Raw genomic sequence first — 17,181 nt, forward strand, 5'->3', positions numbered from 1 at the left:
GAAATCTGTTGAATTCTGTTGGCCGTAACTGATTGGTGTGGAACTTGTTGCGGGCTGCTTGTTGAAAGCTCTTGAACTTGAGTGATTCTGGATGCTCTCACCGCCACAGAATCGACTACAGCGACGTAGAGTGAACCCCGCTCCTGAGACAGTTTCTGATTGCTACACCCGCAGCCATTTCGAAATTGAACCCTTCACTTGAAACAACCTGGCCCGTGAACACATTGCAACACTGCGCAGTCATCTCGTTGATTCTCCGAGCAGGGTAGGGGCCTGGGGAAGGGACGGCGTTTGAGTCCCTTCCCCGGTCATCCCTGTCGAAGCTTTCTCTCTCGATTCCGGGAAAAACCTCACTGTAGGAGCAATTGCCTTTGCTTCACTTGCTTGGCTGGCCTGTTGCTCGAACTCATCGGGCGAGCGATAGCCCAGCGCTGAGTGCAGCCGCGTCTGGTTGTAATACCGCTCGATGAACTCCCCGACGTGCTCGCGCAAGTCCTCCAGGTTCTCGTACTCGTTGGCGTAAATCTCTTCGCGCTTCAGGGTCTTGATAGTGACTGGATCGCCTTCTGCAGTGCTTCGGTTGCCAAACGACTGGTCAGCGTGCGGTCCAGCGTCCAGCCGACAACCTTGCGCGAGAAGCTGTCCAGAATCACCGCCAGGTAGACAAACTCGGTGAGCAGCCGAACGTACGTGATATCGGCCACCCAGAGCTGGTCGATCCCGGTCGGCGTCATCCGCCGCGCCAGGTTGAGATAATTCTCCAGCGAGTGGTTGGAGTCCGTGGTGGCCACGAACTGCTTGCGTCTGACCGCCAACAGGTTGTCCTCGCGCATGATGCGCGCTACCCGTTTGCGATTGAGCGGCATCCCGCGGCGCCTCAGCTCGGCGGTCACCCTCCGGTAGCCGTACCGACGCCGGTGCTCCAATGCAACCCGCTGGATGTCGGACCGCACTTCCATGCTCTCTTCCCGCGGTACGCGCTGTTGTAGGGAACGGTAAAAGCCAGCCCTGCTGACTCTGGCCAACTCGCACATGCGCTCGATACTCAGGTTGCCTTGCATCGGCATCACTTCTCGGACCTCGTCGTAGATGCCGTCCCGCCAGAGCCGCCGCTGCTCCGGCGTCGAGCCTCGACTTTTTGCAAGGCACCTTTGAAACAATCCACCTCCAGGGTCTTCTCCGCCAGCAGGCGTTTCAAATCTCGTACCTGTTTGCGAAGCTCTCGCACCGGGGATGTCGCGGTTGAATCCGTCCCTTGCTTCCCCGCTTGCCGGTGCCAGTGATACCGCGCCGTGCGATCAATCCCCAACTCCTTCGCCAGCGCACACACATTGGCGCAGTCCTCCATCCGCTCCAGCGCCATTCGGCGGAACGCTTCCGGATACCTGCCGACTCGCTTCTTGCCCACTCGCCGATCCTTTCCGGCTGGAGTGTTGCAATTATCCGTGTCTCATTTTAGGGGGTCAGTCCATGTGAATCGATAAACGGCGAAGATCCGCAGGAGTTTTGATTGCTCACGGCCAATCTGAGATACGGTCTGCGCGGAGGCGATCCGCCGGACGCTCCAGCCCGGCCCGTGCCAAGCGTCCCACACCGATCGCTCAACAGCCTGGACGATCAGGTCAGTTCCTCGTGCTGAGTAACAGCCAAGGAAGAGGCAAGTACCGCAGCGAACGTCGGTTTACTTCTTCAATTGACGAACATAGGTTGCGAGTTCGTTGATCTCGTCGGAAGTCAGCTTGCCTTCGAACGCGGGCATTTTGTTCTTGCCCTTTGCGATCGCAGTCCCGAGCTCTGCTTTACTTTGCTTTTGGATTTCCGGCGCACTTGAATTTCTTCCCCATTGCCGTATTCCCGCTGGCATCGGCGCCGTGACACATGGCGCATTTCGCTTTGAAGGTGGCCGCAGCATCCCCGCCGAAAGCCGCGAACGAGAAGCCAAGCACAACTATGATGACAAAACTTGCGAACAACAGCTTTGAACGACCGTTAGCGTTGGACATCGGTTGCTCCTTTGTGGGTGTGTGTAGTTCCATTCGAGGTGCACAGGCGCATCAAGGCGGATCCCAAGACTGCGTCAATCGCTGTTGTGTTCATTCAGCACCACCTCCGTGTCTAGAATGTGTAAACCAGCGAAAAGCCGCCGGCATGCACGCCGTAACTTGGCGACTTTTCGTTAGTGGGAAGATAATTCGTGCCCGTCCCGAACTGCAGTCCAGCGTAGGCCCAGTCCGTGGCCATCAGGCGCTGAAACATGTAGAACGCCCGCAACGACGCCGATTTGCTGAGCGCGTAGGTGGCACTCGGTCGCACCGTAATTTCGTCGTTTCTTAGCGTAGGGTAATCGGAGGCGGGGATGAAAAAGACCGCGGGCGTCCCGGCGGGGAGGGGTGGAGCAGGCGCTGCCAGAGCTAGAGGATTGTTGACATAACTGCCGCCATTGACCGCAGTATCTGTCCGTGCCCGGGTGAACATAACCTCCCCCGCCAGTTCGAGCTTGCCGGAAATCAGGTTTTTTCTCCTGATTACGAAGCCGACCGTATCGATCTTGTCGCGATTGTTTTTGGACCAGTTCAGGCAGGGATCTATCTTGGCGCTGGCGTTTTTCGCCGCGACGGTAGAGAAGCAACCGCCGGAAACGATCGTATCGGCGGCTTGACCTTGAAATGCCGCAGAGCTGTTGCTGCCATACGCATCGCCTGCACTGAGGAAACGCTGGTTGTCGTAGGTATAAAACAGATCGGCAACGAAGTTTTCACTCGCCGCATAGCTGGCATCAACGCTTGCCTGCCAAAACATTCCCTTCTTCAAGCCGTAGATCGAGTTAAGGTAATCGTCGTCGTTGAAGTCGCCCGTGCCCTGCAGCGAGAACTTTTCGGTCGCTTGCCACTCTAAGTTTGAGCGCACCTTGTGGCGATTGCGATCTGCCACCATGTACCTTCTCATGCCGACCAATTCATTAATGTTGTTGCGGCTGCCGTAGAGGGCCTGCGGCACAATGTTGTTGTTGGGAGAGAAGATGGCTGCGTTGCCGGTGAGGGGCGTGGCTGGCAGGCCCGCTATGGGGCCGAACCCAGTCAGCCCAGTCTGGAGCAGATAGCTTAAAACGCTCTGCGTTGCGCCCGCGGGCACGACGTTTGCCATGGGCACCAATGCCAGGAAGGCGTCCTCGTCATACTTCCCCCTGCGCCAGGAAAAGGCATAGCCCAGTCTGGCCGTAAAATTGCCCACCGTGCTTTTGCGCCACTCGGCACGCAGCGTGTGTTCATTGGTTGTAGGCGCGTCGGCGCAGTTGATCCACGAGCCGGAGCAACTGCGGTCGATTTTCTGCCAGTCGTATCCGCCCTGCAGATATTGCCTCTTCCCCACGGAACGTTCACCTTGCAAGTTGAGCTGGTTGATCTGCTTGCTATAGGCACGATTCTCATAAATGTTTGTATTGCTTCCCAGGGTTGCAGGCAATCCATTGAGGCCGGCGAAGGGGGACACGCCACTCTTAGCTTCGTTGGCGTCCTGGAATAGGTAGATGTTGACCGGAGTTTGATTATCGCGGTTGTCGTACTTGTAGGCCGCGCTGAGGTTCCATTCCTTGGTTGGTTTGGCGGTTAGCTTCGCATTAAGCGTCCCCGTCACGACAAGCCCGTTCAGCGACGCGGCCGGCAGGCCGAATGCCAACTGCCCATTTGCCGCCGTCGAGGGGCCCAGGAAAGCGTCGTTTTGAGTGTTGCGCCCGTAAGATCCGGTCACGACCAGCTTGGTGTTGGCTGAAATTTTGTAGCCACCGGTGAAACTCAACTGGTTGAACTGGTTGCTCGGCGCGCTCGCCATGGTCGCGGACTTCGTCGGATCGGCAACGTCTTGCCAAGTCATGGACTTGACGTTGTTGTTGAAGAACGAACCGTAATACGCGATGGTCAAGAAAAGCTTCTTCAGCTTGTAACTCACGCTCGCATTGGCTTGCTCGGTGTCGAAGTCGATTAGATCGGGAATGATGACGGCATTTTCACTGACCTGCGATGAAACGGCGCCCAGCGCCTTGCGGCCCGCCTTATGCTCATGACTGAAGCTGATCGGGATGTCCCATTGTTGATCGGGGCTGTAGCTGAACCCGGCGTCGAGCCGGGTGCGCTTTGTGTAGAGATCGACATTGTGGAACGCCGGAAGATCGTTCGCACGTATATTGGCCAGCGTGGCTAACTGAGCCGCAGTAGGAGGCGTCAGCACGCCTGCACTGTTGATGACGCTTCCTGTTCCCGCGATCGGATCGAACGAGCGGAAATTGACGTTGTTCGCGTTGACCTGCGGCACCGTCGGCTTTATCCAATTGGCCGGCAAAGTGAGGTTATTGGTACCAGCGCCCAGGTACGGCGTCTGATAGGTGTCGGAGCGGTTCGCCAGCAGCTCGTCATAGGCGAAGATGAACCGGAATTTGCCCTGTTTCCCGAACTCGGCGGACAGATTGCGAGTTTCGAGGCCGAGATTCGTTCCTTTGAGGCGCCAGCGCCACGTACTGCCACTGTCGTAGGCGGCGCCGCCGCGCAGGTCGAAGTTGCCGACGCCAAAGGGCCCTTGATTCTGCAGGCCGTTGTATTCGCCGAATTTAAACGAGCTGTCACTGACGCCGCCAACACCGACTTCGACCTTTTTTTCAGGCGTGGTCTGGCTCGCAGCAGTAGTTTGCGCAGCCGCGCTGACCTTATAGCCGGCCAGCATGGCCAGCATCAGAACGATGGCGGTAAGCGTGCCGCGCATAGCCCGCACCGAACGGGGGGCATAATCGTTTTTAGTATTGTCTTTCATTGATTGCATCCTCCCCGATTTAATAATGGTCATCGCTGGAACTTGGCGCCGGCCGGATGATTCGAGCCGTGGACCAGTGAGTGACAATTCAGGCAGCCTCGGGAGTTCCCCTGGGCAGGCGGGCTCTGGCTCGCCAGCGGCAGCCGGCCATTGACGGTTGTCACGTTTCCGCTCGGCAGGTTTGCGCCACTATAGAGATTCTTGCCGTGGTCACCGCTATGACAGCTTTGACAGAGCATCGGTGGCCGCATCTTCAAGAGCGGCGACAGATTCGAGCCGTGCGGCGTGTGGCAGTTGGTGCAGTCGTCAACGACGGGGGCGTGCTCCCAGAGGAAGGGGCCGCGCTTTTCCGCATGACACGTGTAGCAGGTCTCGTTAACCGAGTTCTTCACGAGCAGCGTCGGACCGGTCGAGCCGTGCGGATTGTGGCAGTTGGAACAGGTCACTTTGCCTTCCGCGATCGGATGCCTCGAGAAGCGATGAATCTGTGCCCGCTGAGTTTTGTGGCAGGCAAAGCAGACTTCGGGCTGCGTCAGCTTGTTGAATACCCTCTGGACGGGGACGTGTGCCTCATGGCAATCGCTGCATGCGACGCCGCGGGTTTCATGCTGGCTGCCCGACCAGTTCGTCCGGGGAAGAATGCGGGACTCGTGGCAGGTAAGACAGGCTGCATTTCTCACCTCCGCAGACGACAATTTCTTCGACTTGGCTCCGAAAACGACATCCGGCGACTTGTTGCCCGGATCGTTCTGGTGTTCGGCGCTCTCGCCGTGGCAGGACTGGCAGCCGGGGGTGCGCTCATCGGCCTTCACGCCGTGTTTGGTCTGATAGATCGAAAGTACCGGCACTCTCCAGCTTTCGTCGTGGCAGACGGTACAATTCTGATCCCCTTTAAGCGACCGATCCACCTGTGCCATCGCGGGTACGAACCCGAGAAGGCCGACGACCAGCGCGCACAGCGCAAAGAACTGATTTAATTTGTGCATCCTTCGCTCCTCTGGGTACCAACCAGTACAGCGCCACTCCCGTCGCCAGTGGTCAGGCCGAGGGGAGAACCTCCTCGGGAAAATACGACTCTACGCGCGCGACAACCTCGGAAACCGCCATTTCACGGCCCTCCTGCACTTCCCAGATGGACACGATGGGAAAGAATTTCGTGAACAGCATGTACAGGAACATGAAGGTGGCGCCAAACCCGATGGTGATGGCGACCTCCACCCATGTCGGCGAATAACTCGCTTTCGCCCACGGCAGCCGCGGTTGCGACAGGGTGGGCACCACAATCGTGAACCGCTCCAGCCACATGCCGATGTTCACTGAGATCGAGGCAATCACGCATCCCGTGATCGTGCGCGTTTTCCGGCGGGCAAGAATGCCGACAGGGATGATGAAACAGGTCACCACCATCGTCCAGAAGGGCACGGCATAACGGCCACTGAGCTTGGAATAGAAGACAACCAGGTGGCTGGGATCGCTGCCATAAAACGTGGTGATGAACTCGGCAAATGTGAAGTAGAACCACAGCAGGGCCATTACCAGCAACAGCAGCCCGAGATTGTTGAAGTGGATTGGTTTGAGGTAATCCTGCAGCAAATAGATCTTCCTGATCAGCGCCATCACGATCAATAAAGACGCGATGCCGGAAAAGATCGCGCCCACCACGAAGTACGGACCGAAGATGCTGGAGTGCCACATCGGCTGCACGGTCATGGCGAACACCCACGACACCACCGTGTGCACCGAAATCGCAATCGGGATCACCAGCACGGCCATCACCGAGATGGCACGGTTGAGCAATCGTTTCTGCTTCTCGCTCGCGCACCATCCAACGCCGAGCAGGCGATAGAGCCACGCGGGCCTGGCGCCATGGTCGCGCAGGATGGCAATGTCAGGTATGAGCGGCAGGTAGAGATAAATCGTGCTGGCGGTCAGGTAGACGCTGATGCTGCACACGTCCCACAGTAGCGGCGAGTGGAAATTCGGATGGAGTAGCACGTTCAGCGCGCGCTCCGGACGTCCCAGGTCCATGATCACGCTGCCTACACCGAAGAACAGCACCAGCACGGTGATGACTTCGGCAGCGCGCGTGATGGAGCGCCTCCATTCGGCGTGACACAGGCGGAGGATGGCCGAGATCAGCGTGCCCGCATGGCTGATGCCGATGAAGAACACGAAGTTGGTGATGTAGAAGCCCCAGTACACGGGCACATTGAGGCCGGTCACGCCCAAGCCCTGCTTTAACTGGTACATCCAGGCGAAGAATGCAATGGAGGTGAACCCCAGGAAGAACAACGCCAGGTAGTAAAACGGCCTGCGCGTCGCGATCACAGGTTGCAACAGCACCAAGTCCTGTTCGTTATGTGCGTGGTCCTTGCCCGTCTCCACCGCTCCACTCTCCTTGTGCCAGATAAATGACCTTGGGATGCGCCCCGAGTTCTTCCAGCGGTCTGAACGCACGACGGCTGCGGGCCAATGTGGCTACCGTCGAGTTATGGTCTTCGAGATCGCCGAAGTACATGGCGCCCGCGGGACAGATCTCGACGCATGCCGGAACATAGTCGCCTTCGGCCAGTTCACGTTTCGCGGCGCGCGCCTCGTCGCGAGCTTTTTGCAGCCGGTGATGACACAGCGTGCACTTTTCCACCACGCCCTTCGGCCGCACGGAAACATCCGGATTCAGCGCTTCGGCAAACTCTCCGGGAAACTCGGGTTTGTACCAATTGAACATGCGCCGCGTGTACGGGCACGCATTGGTGCAATATCGGCAGCCGATGCATCGGGCATAAATCTGCCGCACCACGCCTTCCGGGTTGATCGCGGTCGCCTGTACCGGGCAGACGCGGATGCATGGTGGGTTGTCGCAGTGGACGCACGGCAGTGGCGTCGGTCGCATGCTCAGCCGTGGGTATTCGCCCTCGAGTTGTGGAAGCACGCTCATCCACGAGATGATGCGCCCGCGCGCGGCTTCTTTTGGCGGGACGCACGGAACGTTGTTTTCCGTCTGGCAGGCGACCGTGCACGCCTGACAAGCCGTACACTTCGCAAGATCGATCACCATTCCCCAACGTGGCATGCTGCGTCCTCGTTATGCGCGATAGACCTTAACGTATGTCCAATGGGCCGATGGCAGGCCAGTAACCTGGTCCGGCTGCCCCTCTACGATCTCCAGCGGATTGACGCCCCGGCACGCCCATTCGCCCCCTGACTTATGGCCATAACCGAGCGGCAAGTGCACCACTCCGGGCCGCGCGCCTTCATAAAAACGAGCGCGCGCCTGCACGCGTCCACGGCCTGATTCAATCCAAACCGAATCGCCATCGCCAATGCCGAACGTGCGCGCCGTCTCCGGGTGAATTTCCAGCCAGCTATCCCAGTTCGCGAATACGTGCACGCCGGCGATCTGCTGCAAGTACGGCAGGTGTGCCCCCTCGCCGCCGGCCAGTGGAAGTTGCTCGACCGGCATCAACAACAAGGGGAAGTTGGTGGTCGCTTCCGGAATCGTGGGCTGGTGCGGCAGGCATTCCCGATCCTCGATCTTTGCCGTGCTCCGCCGCTGCTTTGCCGTGTCGGCCAGCACCTGCGAATAGAACTCGAAGCGCCCGGACTTGGTGCGCAACACGCGGCTCCACTCGCCATGCGAATACGCCGGCTCCCACCACCCGCCCTGTTTCTTGATTTGCTGCCACAGCTCATCTGCATTCGAATAACTCGGTGCCCACCACCCCGAACGCTCCATCAGCCGGTTCCAACTGTCTTCAAGTGTCGAGCCGAACACGGCGCCGGCCTGTGCGGCATACAGACCGTTTACTTCGCTGCGTAGAAACTCTTCGTACCCTGCAAACGGCAGCGCCGCCGCGACCGAACCTCCCAGGGAACCCGCGACCTTGAGCATCACGTCACCGGGGTGACGGACATCTTGGCGCGGGCGAACCGCCGGCGGCGAGATTGAGACCATGGCGTTGGCCACAGTAGGCGGCGTTCCGCCGTCCTGCCACGATTCCAGTCCCGTCGGCGCCGGGATCACCAGATCGGCGAGCACGGCGGTGTCGTCGAGGAAGGAACTGAAGCTGACGATGAAAGGGACATCCTTCATCGCACTCCGGAAAGCAGTGCCGTTGGGAAGTGCGAATACCGGGTTAACCTGGTTCAGCAACAGCATCTGCACCGGATACGGCCGCTTCGACACGATGGCCTGCGGCAATTCGCCAGCGTTTGCTACGTGTGTTTGTGCCGAGGGCAGGAGCGGGTCCTTAGCATTCGAGACGAGAGCCTGTCCCGGTAGCTGCTGCTGGACCAGCACTCCACCGGGAACGTCAATGCTTCCCAGCAGCCCGTTGAGGGAGTGCACCGCCATGGCCGCGTACACGTTGCCCGACAGCGAGCTGTTGTGCCGGTCGCCGATGGCGAGAACAGGACGGTTTTGCGCAGCTTCGCGAGCCAGCCGCAGGATGGTATCGGCCGGAACGCCGGTCGCCGTGGCCGCATCGTTCAGCCGATACTCGGATTTCACCAGCGACTTGAAGCCGGTGTGGGAGTTGCCTTCGGCGTCCCGCCAGTCTTCGAATCCAAAGGTGTGCTCGCGAACGAAGTCGGCGTCGTACAGTCCCTCGGAAATCAGCACGTAGGCCATTCCCAGGGCAAGCGTGGCTTCGGTTCCAGGGCGGATCGGCACCCATTCATCGGCGCGAGCTGCGGTCATGGACAACCGCGGCTCGATTTGCACGAACTTTGCCCTTCGGCCTGAAGTGACATCGCGCCACCGCGAAAACGCGCGCATCATCGCCACCGGCGCGCCCCAGCCTTCCAGCAGGTTGACGCCGAAACTCAACACATAGCGTGAATTCGCGAAGTCGTACGCCACGGGTGCGCTGATGCCCTGTTGTGCGTGAACCGCCGCTTGGAGCGTATCGATTCCGCTGGGCATCGTGACGTAGTTCGGCGACCCGTAGGCCGACATGAACCGGGACTGCAGGCGCGGCAGCAAGCCGCTTCTTTGGCGATCAACCACAACGAGAGACCGCGCCTCGCCCGAATCACGCAGTTTGCGCAGGCGCTCCGTCAACAGACCCAGCGCTTCGTCCGACGAGATTTCTTTCCAACGCGGGTTGTCACGCGTGCCGGTGTTGCGGAGTGCTTTTCGCAACCGGTCCGGGTGATACAGCTCCTGCAATCCGGCCAGCCCCTTCGGGCACAGCCCGCCGCGATTCACGGGGTGAAGCGGGTTTCCCTGGATTTTGACCGCGCGATTTCCGATCAAGCGCACGCGCAGGCCGCATCCCCCGGGACACATGTTGCAAACTCCGGTCGCCCATGATTCCGGACCTGAAGGAACCCTCACCAGCTCGCTGTCAAGCGCGGCATTGAGCGTGCTGATGCCTTTCAGGCTCACGCCTGACGCCGCCACGCCAACCGCGCCGCCGGCTGCGAATCGCAAGAAATTCCGGCGATCGAAAGTGAAGCTCATTGCCGTCCCCCCGAGTTGTGCCCACGCGCCGGTTTGGAACCGAGGAACTCAATCAAATCCACCACCTCGCCCGGCTGAAATCTCGGCCACGCGATCTGCTGCTGTTGCATGCTCTGAAACATCACCGGGCCGTGGTTCCACAGGGATGTCGCGATGTGGATCGGTGAAACCGAGGTGCCGGCGAGGTCAGGCCCCGCGCCGCCGCTGCGATGGCACGATGCACAGCCTTTCGACTCAAACAATCTGGCGCCCCGCACCGCGCTACCGGCCGGCTCGAAATATCGCTCGGCAAACAGATACGCGATCAGGTCCGCCATTTCTTTGTTGGTGAACTGTGGCCGAGCGATGTTCCGTGCCTGCATGCTGGCCCGCATCGCCGGCGCGTGATTCCACATGTCCGCGGCGAACTGGCCCAGCGTGCGGGGCAGTGCGCGGGAACGAAGATCGGGCGCCCCGTGGCTGCCGCCCACAGCGTGACAGACGGCACACCCCTTCTCGCGAAAGATTTTGCGTCCGGCCTCGGGATCCGCCGGGTGGAGGTAGGTTGGCTTCGCTGCGCTGGGAGCCGATTGCCGAATATACGCGATCATGTCGGGAACATCGTTGCCATCAAAGACCGGCCACTTCACACCGCGCGCCGCCATGGCGGACTGCATGGCCGGCGCATGATTCCACATCGCCTGGATCCAGCTTACCGGGTTGCGATACACAGCCCACTTCAGCAGATCTGGCGCTTGACGTCTCCCCTCCGCCCCCACGCCGTGACACTCGAGACATTTCTTTTCCTGCATCAGGCGGCGGCCACGATCAGCGTCGCCGGGCTCGTCAAGCGATCGCACGGAATAAAGAAATGCGAAGAGGTTCGCCATGTCGCTTTCGGCGAACTTCGGCGGAGCCACGCCCTCGATCCGCATCTTCTCCCACATTGCCGGCGCATGGTTCCACATCGCGGCCAGCAGTTCGGCGGAGCTGAGATGTCCCGCCGGAGCGCGCGCCAGGTCAGGAGCGCTGTGGCCTCCCTCGCCCAGCGCCGAGTGGCAGCGCGCGCAGCCCTTATCGAAAAAGCTGCGCATGCCCGCCTTCGGATCGCCCGGAATGAAATTTCCGCCTCCGCCCTGCGCCCTCAACGGAACAACAACCAGGACGCAGGCAACGGCCACCGCCGCCACGGCGGCAAGCAGGAACACACACGACGATCGGCCTTTAACGATGGCAATCATTGCAGTCCGCATTAACTCGATTCTGCTGGTGACAACTGATACAGGCCGCCATATTGAAGACGCGAAACGGGCGCTCCGGCGGCCTGGTTGCTTGTTCCATGGGGCCGTGACATTCGGCGCACGGCAGGTGTGCTACAGCGACATGTCGGCGATGAGAGAAGAAAACGTACGGAGCCGTCTGCGTCAACTGCACCCAGTTCAACTCCTGGCCGGCCGCCGCGACAGTACGAATCCGTTCTTCCTCCGCGCTGGAGGTGAGTGCTACCTGGTGGCAACCGATGCAAACGTCAACCGATGGAAGAGTCGCCTTCGCCTGTGTTTGCACGCCGGCGTGGCAGTCCGTGCAAGTCACGCCATTGCTGACGTGCTTGGCGTGGTTAAACGCGATCGGCTGTTTGGGCGTCGCCGCGTGTTGTAAACCAACGAAGCCCGCTCCACCCAGGACGAAGAACAGAACAAAGCCTCCCGCCGCGTACGGGATATGGCTCAGCAGCGATTGCGAACCGAGCAGCTTCAATGCCGGCCCTCCTCGGGAGGCGAATTCAGGAAGGCGAACAGGTCGCCGAGATCGTTTTCATTCAACTTGGGCCACGCGATTCCGAGGCTCTGAGTTCGCCGGTACATTTCCGGCCCGTGCCGCCAGAGCGCCGTCGCCAGCGAAACCGAGTTCACTCGCTTGCCGCGCAGTCCCGGCCCGAGCGAAGTTCCCTGTCCGTTCGCTCCATGACATCGGCTGCAGCCGCGCGAGCCGAAAACCCCGCGGCCCGCCTCCACCGAACCATTCGGTTCGAAGTAGCGGAGGCTGTTGAAGAACGCCATCAGGTCCGCCATCTCCTGCCCGTTGAACGTTGGCCGCTGAATGCCACGGCTGTTCATTTCGCGGTACATCTGCGGAGAGTGGTTCCACATCGCTCCCGCAAATTCCACCATCGTCATCGGTGCCTCACGCCCGACTCCGAGGTCAGGACCTATGTGGCCGCCCTCGCCCTGCACCGCATGACACGCAATGCAGGACTTCGTTTTGAAGAGTTGCCAGCCGTGCACAGGATCGGCGGGCAGCAACCGGAACTCCGAGCGCGGCGAACTCGAAACCTCACGCACGTAGGCCAGCAGGTCGCTCATTTCCGATTTGTCAAATCGCGGCCACGGCATTCCGGTCGCGGGGAAGTGCTTCTCCATCTCCGGAGCGTGGTTCCACAGTGTCTGTGCCCACTGGATTGGAGTATCTACGCCTGAAATTTTCGCCAGATCCGGACCCACGCTGCCGCCCTCGCCGCGTATGGCGTGGCACTGAATGCATCCCTTGGCTTCAAACAGCTTGTGGCCCTTGGCGGCGTCGCCGGCCTCGTCCAGGTAGCGCGCCAGGTACAGAAACGCGAACAGGTCGCTGACCTCGGACTGACTCATGGGCGAAACGCGCAGGTTTTCCTGCTGCATGCGCTTCCACATCTCGGGCGCGTGGTTCCACATGGTCGTGACCAACTGTCCCAGGTTCGCCCGTGACGTATTTCGTCCTGCGCCAAGGTCCGGCGCGAGCTTTCCACCCGACCCGTTGATCGCGTGACAATGCAAGCAGCGCTTCGATTGGAACAACATCCCGCCCGATGCGGGATCGCCCGAAAGAAAGCTGACGCTGCGCTGCGGCATGCGCTTCCGCTGCCACGCCAGCACGCCTGCAAGGATCGTCAGCGCAATCACCGCTGCTGCCAGCCAGACTGCCGGTCGCCGCCGAGGATTATTCGTCATGACAATCCACACTCCGCCCCAGCGTGTGCAGTTTCATGGCCATCAGTCCAGGCGAAGGGCTTCCGCAGGTACATCGGTGGGCTCTGCGAATCGTCAACTTCCGGTAACCACTCTGTAACGCAGCTAGATACGGGCACAAAATGTGCCCACAACAAATGCACACGATAGTGCACGCGAGAGGATTTCAATTGACGGCGTTGGCGAGAGGTCGCGGGCAGCTCTCAGTGAGTGTCCGCTTCTCGTACACGTGGCGATTTATTGCTCTTGAAAGCGTTTTCGTCGATTTCGGGCTCCATCTCGCGCAGCTTGCGATACAAGGTATCGCGCGAAATGCCCAGCAGCGAGGCCGCCTTGCGCCGATTACCGTGCGTAATCCGCAGCGCGCGCTGGATGGCCATGTGCTCCAGTTGTTCCAGGCCGAGCGGCTGGTCCAGACCTCGATCGCGTGGCTCTGGAACAGCCGACGAACGAAGCAGCTGCGCCAGGTCCCTGTCGGTAACTCGCTGCGGGTCCTCGCGCGACACCGCCGCGACTGCCTCCAGAATGTTCTCTAATTCCCGCACATTGCCAGGGAACGACTGCTCCAGCAGCAGCTCCATCGCGCCACGGCTCAGCACGATATCGCGGTCATACCGTTCCGACAGCCGGCGCACGAAGTGCTGGGCCAGCACCAGTGTGTCCTCGGGCCGCGCGCGTAGCGGCGGAATTTCGATGACCACGGTCGCAATCCGAAAATACAGATCTTCGCGCAGGCACTCGGAGCGCAGTTCCCCGATCGGACGGTTGGTCGCGGCGATGATCCGGACATCCACCGGCACGGATTTCGTGCTGCCCACCGGACGTAGTTCCTTCTCCTGCAGCACGCGAAGCATCTTGACCTGCGCGTCCTTCGGCATTTCACCTACTTCGTCGAGGAACACTGTGCCGTGATGGCCGCTGACGAACAAACCGGGGGCATCGGCGTAGGCGCCTGTAAATGCGCCACGCCGAAAGCCGAATAACTCACTCTCCACCAGCTCCCTGGGCAGCGCGCCGCAATTAACGGCGACGAACGGCGCCGATGCGCGCTTGCTTGCACCATGGATAGCTCGCGCCACCATCTCCTTGCCGGTGCCGGTTTCGCCCAGCAGCAGCACCGACGCTTCGGACTGCGCCGCCGTACGCGCCACTTCGACCACGCGCTGCATCATCGGTGACACGAATACCAGCGATTCAAACGGGGTTGTGTGCTCCTGCAGGTTGGCCTCGAGCTCCGCCACGCGGGTCCGCAACTGCATCATCTCCATCAGCCGCCCGACTTTTTTCCGCACCGTATCCGGATCCAACGGCTTGGTGATGTAATCCTCGGCGCCGCGCTTCACCGACTCGACCGCCGTCTCAATGGTCGCGAATCCGGTCATGATGACCACTGCCAGGTCGGGATCGTGCTGGCGCAATCGGTCCATGAGCGTCAACCCGTCGCTGATCGGCATCAGCAAATCCACCAACGCCAGGCAAAGATCGCGCGTCGACTGCTGCAGTTCCAGCGCTTCGGCCGCCGAAAGCGCCACCTCCACAGAGTATCCTTCCTGCTCCAGGAAGTGCCGCAGAGTATGGGCCAGGCTGGCGTCGTCATCAACCACGAGAATCTTGCCCGGTTTGCCGATGCAAGGTTTCATCCGCTGGCTCCAGTTACGGCTGCTTCGCTGTAAACGGGCAAATTCACGATAGCCGTGGTCCCCTGGCGCGGGACGCTATCGAGGCGCACCGTACCTCCGTGAGCCTGCAGGATGTTGTTGGCGATCGCCAGGCCCAGGCCGGTGCCGACGCCCGGCCCTTTGGTGGTAAAAAACGGTTCGAAGATGCGCGGCAGAGTTTCGGGATCGATGCCGCAGCCATTGTCGGTGACTCGCACCTCGACCGAATCGCGCGCGGTCCGCGCGCACGTTATCCGGATTTTGCCCTCGGGGCCAACGGCATCCGCCGCATTGCTCAGCAGGATGAGGAACAGCGCCTCCAATTGATTGCGGTCCGCCAGAACGCGCGTGCCGTCCACGCCGTCCACGTCCAGCGTCAGCCGCACCCGCTTGGCCATCAGTTGCGGCGACAGAAAACTCGCCACCGCCTGCAGCGTCGCCGCAATTGATTCCGGCTGCTTTTGCCACGGCGAACTGCGGCTGAAGCGCAGCAGCTGCTGGACGAAGTGCTGGCAAAACACCATGCTCGTTTCCAGCCGCTCCAGGTCCGCACTTAGAGTGCCTTCGAACTTTCCCTCCCGCATCATTCGCATGCGGAGCAACATGGCTGCCAAGGGCGTATTCAGGTGGTGAGCGGTGCCGGCCGCCATCTGTCCCATGGTCGTGAGTTTCTCGATCTGAAGGAGAGTCTGGCGAAGGCGGACGCGCTCTCGAATGTCGTCGGTGATCTCAAGGAAGTAGTTCTCGTTGGCTCGTTCCCGGAACGGCAGCAGGCTGACTTGCACCTCCAGCGGGCTGCCGCTCTTGGTCTGCCGCCGCGTTTCGACGTCGAGCACCGGTTGGCCGCTCTCCACCTGCCGCATGAACGTCGCCAACTCTGCCCTGCAATCTTCGGGCACCGTCGGCAGCACTTCGTCAAGCAGTTCGTCCTTGGAGTAGCCATACAGCCGTTCCGCGGCCGCATTGCATTCCGAAATCCGCAATGCACTGTCCAACAGCAGGATGGCACTGGGCGAGCCATCCAGGATGGCGCGATAGCGCTCGCTGGAACGTCGCAAGTGTTCTTCTTTTTCCTTCCGTTCTCGGAGGACAAACCATGCGGCCCAGAACGCCAGGATGAGTGAAACGGCGATGCCGCGGCTGATGTAGAGGTAGTGCAGCGTAACGTAGTCGAGATTTCGAAAGAAACGGTTCTCGAGGAGTTCCCAGACCGCCAGCACGAGCGCGATGACGGTGATGCTGGACAGTGTCAGCGTTACCCAGAACCAATTGCGCTGCCGGGTAGGACGGCCCATCGGGCTCACTCCCAACGCCAGAAGGGCGTGTGGCGCATGGAACCGCGAACATGTCTCACGGGTCAGTGATAGCCGTCACAACCTGTTGTGAGGCCTAGCCCCGGGTACCTTGTTCATGTCTTATTTCCTGACACATTGGGGATTTTCTGACATGCGGTCGAGGAGCGCGACCGTATAGAGGGCATTTCACCTTTGCACGCGTGTACTTCCCTGAATGTGATGGATGGAACGCCGTTCGAGATCAGCTCGCTTCGCGGATCCGGATTGGTGACAAACGTGCGGTAGGAGCAGGTGTTATTAGCTCCAGGCCCTACAATTTGAATCCGCAATTCCGGGGTATGCCACCGCTTCCCGGCCCTGACATATCCCGGATTTTTTGTCATTTGGAAACGTGGGCAATGGAGCTGACTCGCAAGTAGGGGTCGTTGTGCCGGCGTACCGCGCGGCGTTTCAGGCGCCCTGCCATAAACTGGCGCTGGGCGGGGGCAGGCGATCAGATGCAGCTATTGCCGCGAGCTGAAATGACAGTCGCCGAGTTTGGGCGAGCGTAGATGTGGTTTTGTAGATGCTGGTTCCCACCACCTCGTAACGGCGGCCAATAGCTAGCGCCGTGAACAACGCTAGAGTACCTGGGCCAATACCAGATGGCTGTCCGCACCTTTGCAAGTGCTTGAAAAAATTGGTCGGGGAGAGAGGATTTGAACCTCCGACCCCCTGGTCCCGAACCAGATTCCATCGTCTATTGAAATCTGTTGAATTCTGCTGGCCGTAACTGATTGGTGTGGAACTTGTTGCGGGCCGCTGTTTGAAGGCTGTTGAATCTAAGTGATTCTGGAAGCTTTCACCGCCACAGAATCGACTACAGCGACGTAGAGTGAACCCCGCTCCTGAGACAGTTTCTGATTGCTACACCCGCAGCCATTTCGAAATTGAACCCTTCACTTGAAACAACCTGGCCCGTGAACACATTGCAACACTGC

The 17,181-nt window shown here is 60.1% G+C and carries 14 protein-coding genes; all 14 read right to left on the reverse strand.

What is annotated here, in order from left to right:
- Nucleotides 1-240 precede the first annotated feature (240 nt).
- A complete protein-coding gene (locus LAN70_07515; protein MBZ5511005.1) occupies nucleotides 241-618 on the reverse strand; it encodes an integrase core domain-containing protein in 378 nt (125 codons plus the stop codon).
- Nucleotides 537-1,067, reverse strand: coding sequence for an IS3 family transposase (locus tag LAN70_07520; GenBank protein MBZ5511006.1), 531 nt, complete (start codon nucleotides 1,065-1,067; stop codon nucleotides 537-539). Before LAN70_07520 ends, LAN70_07515 begins: the two co-directional genes overlap by 82 nt.
- Nucleotides 1,067-1,363, reverse strand: coding sequence for a hypothetical protein (locus tag LAN70_07525; protein ID MBZ5511007.1), 297 nt, complete (start codon nucleotides 1,361-1,363; stop codon nucleotides 1,067-1,069). Before LAN70_07525 ends, LAN70_07520 begins: the two co-directional genes overlap by 1 nt.
- Nucleotides 1,364-1,799: 436 nt before the next feature.
- Nucleotides 1,800-2,003, reverse strand: a complete 204-nt coding sequence (locus LAN70_07530) for a hypothetical protein (GenBank protein ID MBZ5511008.1) — start codon at nucleotides 2,001-2,003, stop codon at nucleotides 1,800-1,802.
- A gap of 112 nt (nucleotides 2,004-2,115) precedes the next feature.
- Nucleotides 2,116-4,800 (reverse strand): MtrB/PioB family decaheme-associated outer membrane protein, encoded by a 2,685-nt coding sequence (locus LAN70_07535; protein ID MBZ5511009.1) that lies wholly within the window; start codon nucleotides 4,798-4,800, stop codon nucleotides 2,116-2,118.
- Nucleotides 4,801-4,829: 29 nt separating this feature from the next.
- Nucleotides 4,830-5,786: a DmsE family decaheme c-type cytochrome gene (locus LAN70_07540; GenBank protein MBZ5511010.1), complete on the reverse strand. Its 957-nt coding sequence runs from the start codon at nucleotides 5,784-5,786 to the stop codon at nucleotides 4,830-4,832.
- A 52-nt stretch (nucleotides 5,787-5,838) separates the two neighbouring features.
- Nucleotides 5,839-7,185 (reverse strand): polysulfide reductase NrfD, encoded by a 1,347-nt coding sequence (gene nrfD, locus LAN70_07545; protein MBZ5511011.1) that lies wholly within the window; start codon nucleotides 7,183-7,185, stop codon nucleotides 5,839-5,841.
- The gene (locus LAN70_07550; GenBank protein ID MBZ5511012.1) at nucleotides 7,157-7,873 is read right to left on the reverse strand and encodes a 4Fe-4S dicluster domain-containing protein; all 717 of its coding nucleotides are present in this window, start codon (nucleotides 7,871-7,873) and stop codon (nucleotides 7,157-7,159) included. Before LAN70_07550 ends, nrfD begins: the two co-directional genes overlap by 29 nt.
- A 12-nt stretch (nucleotides 7,874-7,885) precedes the next feature.
- Nucleotides 7,886-10,264: a molybdopterin-dependent oxidoreductase gene (locus tag LAN70_07555; protein MBZ5511013.1), complete on the reverse strand. Its 2,379-nt coding sequence runs from the start codon at nucleotides 10,262-10,264 to the stop codon at nucleotides 7,886-7,888.
- Nucleotides 10,261-11,484 carry a c-type cytochrome gene (locus LAN70_07560; GenBank protein MBZ5511014.1) on the reverse strand — a complete coding sequence of 408 codons (1,224 nt, stop codon included), beginning with the start codon at nucleotides 11,482-11,484 and terminating at the stop codon, nucleotides 10,261-10,263. Before LAN70_07560 ends, LAN70_07555 begins: the two co-directional genes overlap by 4 nt.
- On the reverse strand, nucleotides 11,468-12,001 hold the full coding sequence (locus LAN70_07565; GenBank protein ID MBZ5511015.1) for a cytochrome c family protein: 534 nt from the start codon (nucleotides 11,999-12,001) through the stop codon (nucleotides 11,468-11,470). The genes LAN70_07560 and LAN70_07565 overlap by 17 nt, the downstream gene beginning before the upstream one ends.
- Nucleotides 11,998-13,230 (reverse strand): cytochrome c, encoded by a 1,233-nt coding sequence (locus LAN70_07570; GenBank protein ID MBZ5511016.1) that lies wholly within the window; start codon nucleotides 13,228-13,230, stop codon nucleotides 11,998-12,000. Before LAN70_07570 ends, LAN70_07565 begins: the two co-directional genes overlap by 4 nt.
- Before the next feature lie 221 nt (nucleotides 13,231-13,451).
- Nucleotides 13,452-14,888, reverse strand: a complete 1,437-nt coding sequence (locus LAN70_07575; GenBank protein ID MBZ5511017.1) for a sigma-54 dependent transcriptional regulator — start codon at nucleotides 14,886-14,888, stop codon at nucleotides 13,452-13,454.
- Nucleotides 14,885-16,201 (reverse strand): PAS domain S-box protein, encoded by a 1,317-nt coding sequence (locus LAN70_07580; GenBank protein MBZ5511018.1) that lies wholly within the window; start codon nucleotides 16,199-16,201, stop codon nucleotides 14,885-14,887. Before LAN70_07580 ends, LAN70_07575 begins: the two co-directional genes overlap by 4 nt.
- Between the last annotated feature and the right edge of the window lie 980 nt (nucleotides 16,202-17,181).

Source organism: Terriglobia bacterium (assembly GCA_020072845.1).
Classification (GTDB): Bacteria; Acidobacteriota; Terriglobia; order Terriglobales; family Acidobacteriaceae; genus JAIQGF01.

Excerpts from the sequence above, each read along its gene's own strand:
- LAN70_07520 (MBZ5511006.1), bottom strand. The coding sequence starts at position 1,067 with ATGCCGATGCAAGGCAACCTGAGTATCGAGCGCATGTGCGAGTTGGCC.
- LAN70_07525 (MBZ5511007.1), bottom strand. The coding sequence starts at position 1,363 with ATGGCGCTGGAGCGGATGGAGGACTGCGCCAATGTGTGTGCGCTGGCG.
- LAN70_07530 (MBZ5511008.1), bottom strand. The coding sequence starts at position 2,003 with ATGTCCAACGCTAACGGTCGTTCAAAGCTGTTGTTCGCAAGTTTTGTC.
- LAN70_07535 (MBZ5511009.1), bottom strand. The coding sequence starts at position 4,800 with ATGAAAGACAATACTAAAAACGATTATGCCCCCCGTTCGGTGCGGGCT.
- LAN70_07540 (MBZ5511010.1), bottom strand. The coding sequence starts at position 5,786 with ATGCACAAATTAAATCAGTTCTTTGCGCTGTGCGCGCTGGTCGTCGGC.
- LAN70_07550 (MBZ5511012.1), bottom strand. The coding sequence starts at position 7,873 with ATGCCACGTTGGGGAATGGTGATCGATCTTGCGAAGTGTACGGCTTGT.
- LAN70_07555 (MBZ5511013.1), bottom strand. The coding sequence starts at position 10,264 with ATGAGCTTCACTTTCGATCGCCGGAATTTCTTGCGATTCGCAGCCGGC.
- LAN70_07560 (MBZ5511014.1), bottom strand. The coding sequence starts at position 11,484 with ATGATTGCCATCGTTAAAGGCCGATCGTCGTGTGTGTTCCTGCTTGCC.
- LAN70_07570 (MBZ5511016.1), bottom strand. The coding sequence starts at position 13,230 with ATGACGAATAATCCTCGGCGGCGACCGGCAGTCTGGCTGGCAGCAGCG.
- LAN70_07575 (MBZ5511017.1), bottom strand. The coding sequence starts at position 14,888 with ATGAAACCTTGCATCGGCAAACCGGGCAAGATTCTCGTGGTTGATGAC.
- LAN70_07580 (MBZ5511018.1), bottom strand. The coding sequence starts at position 16,201 with ATGGGCCGTCCTACCCGGCAGCGCAATTGGTTCTGGGTAACGCTGACA.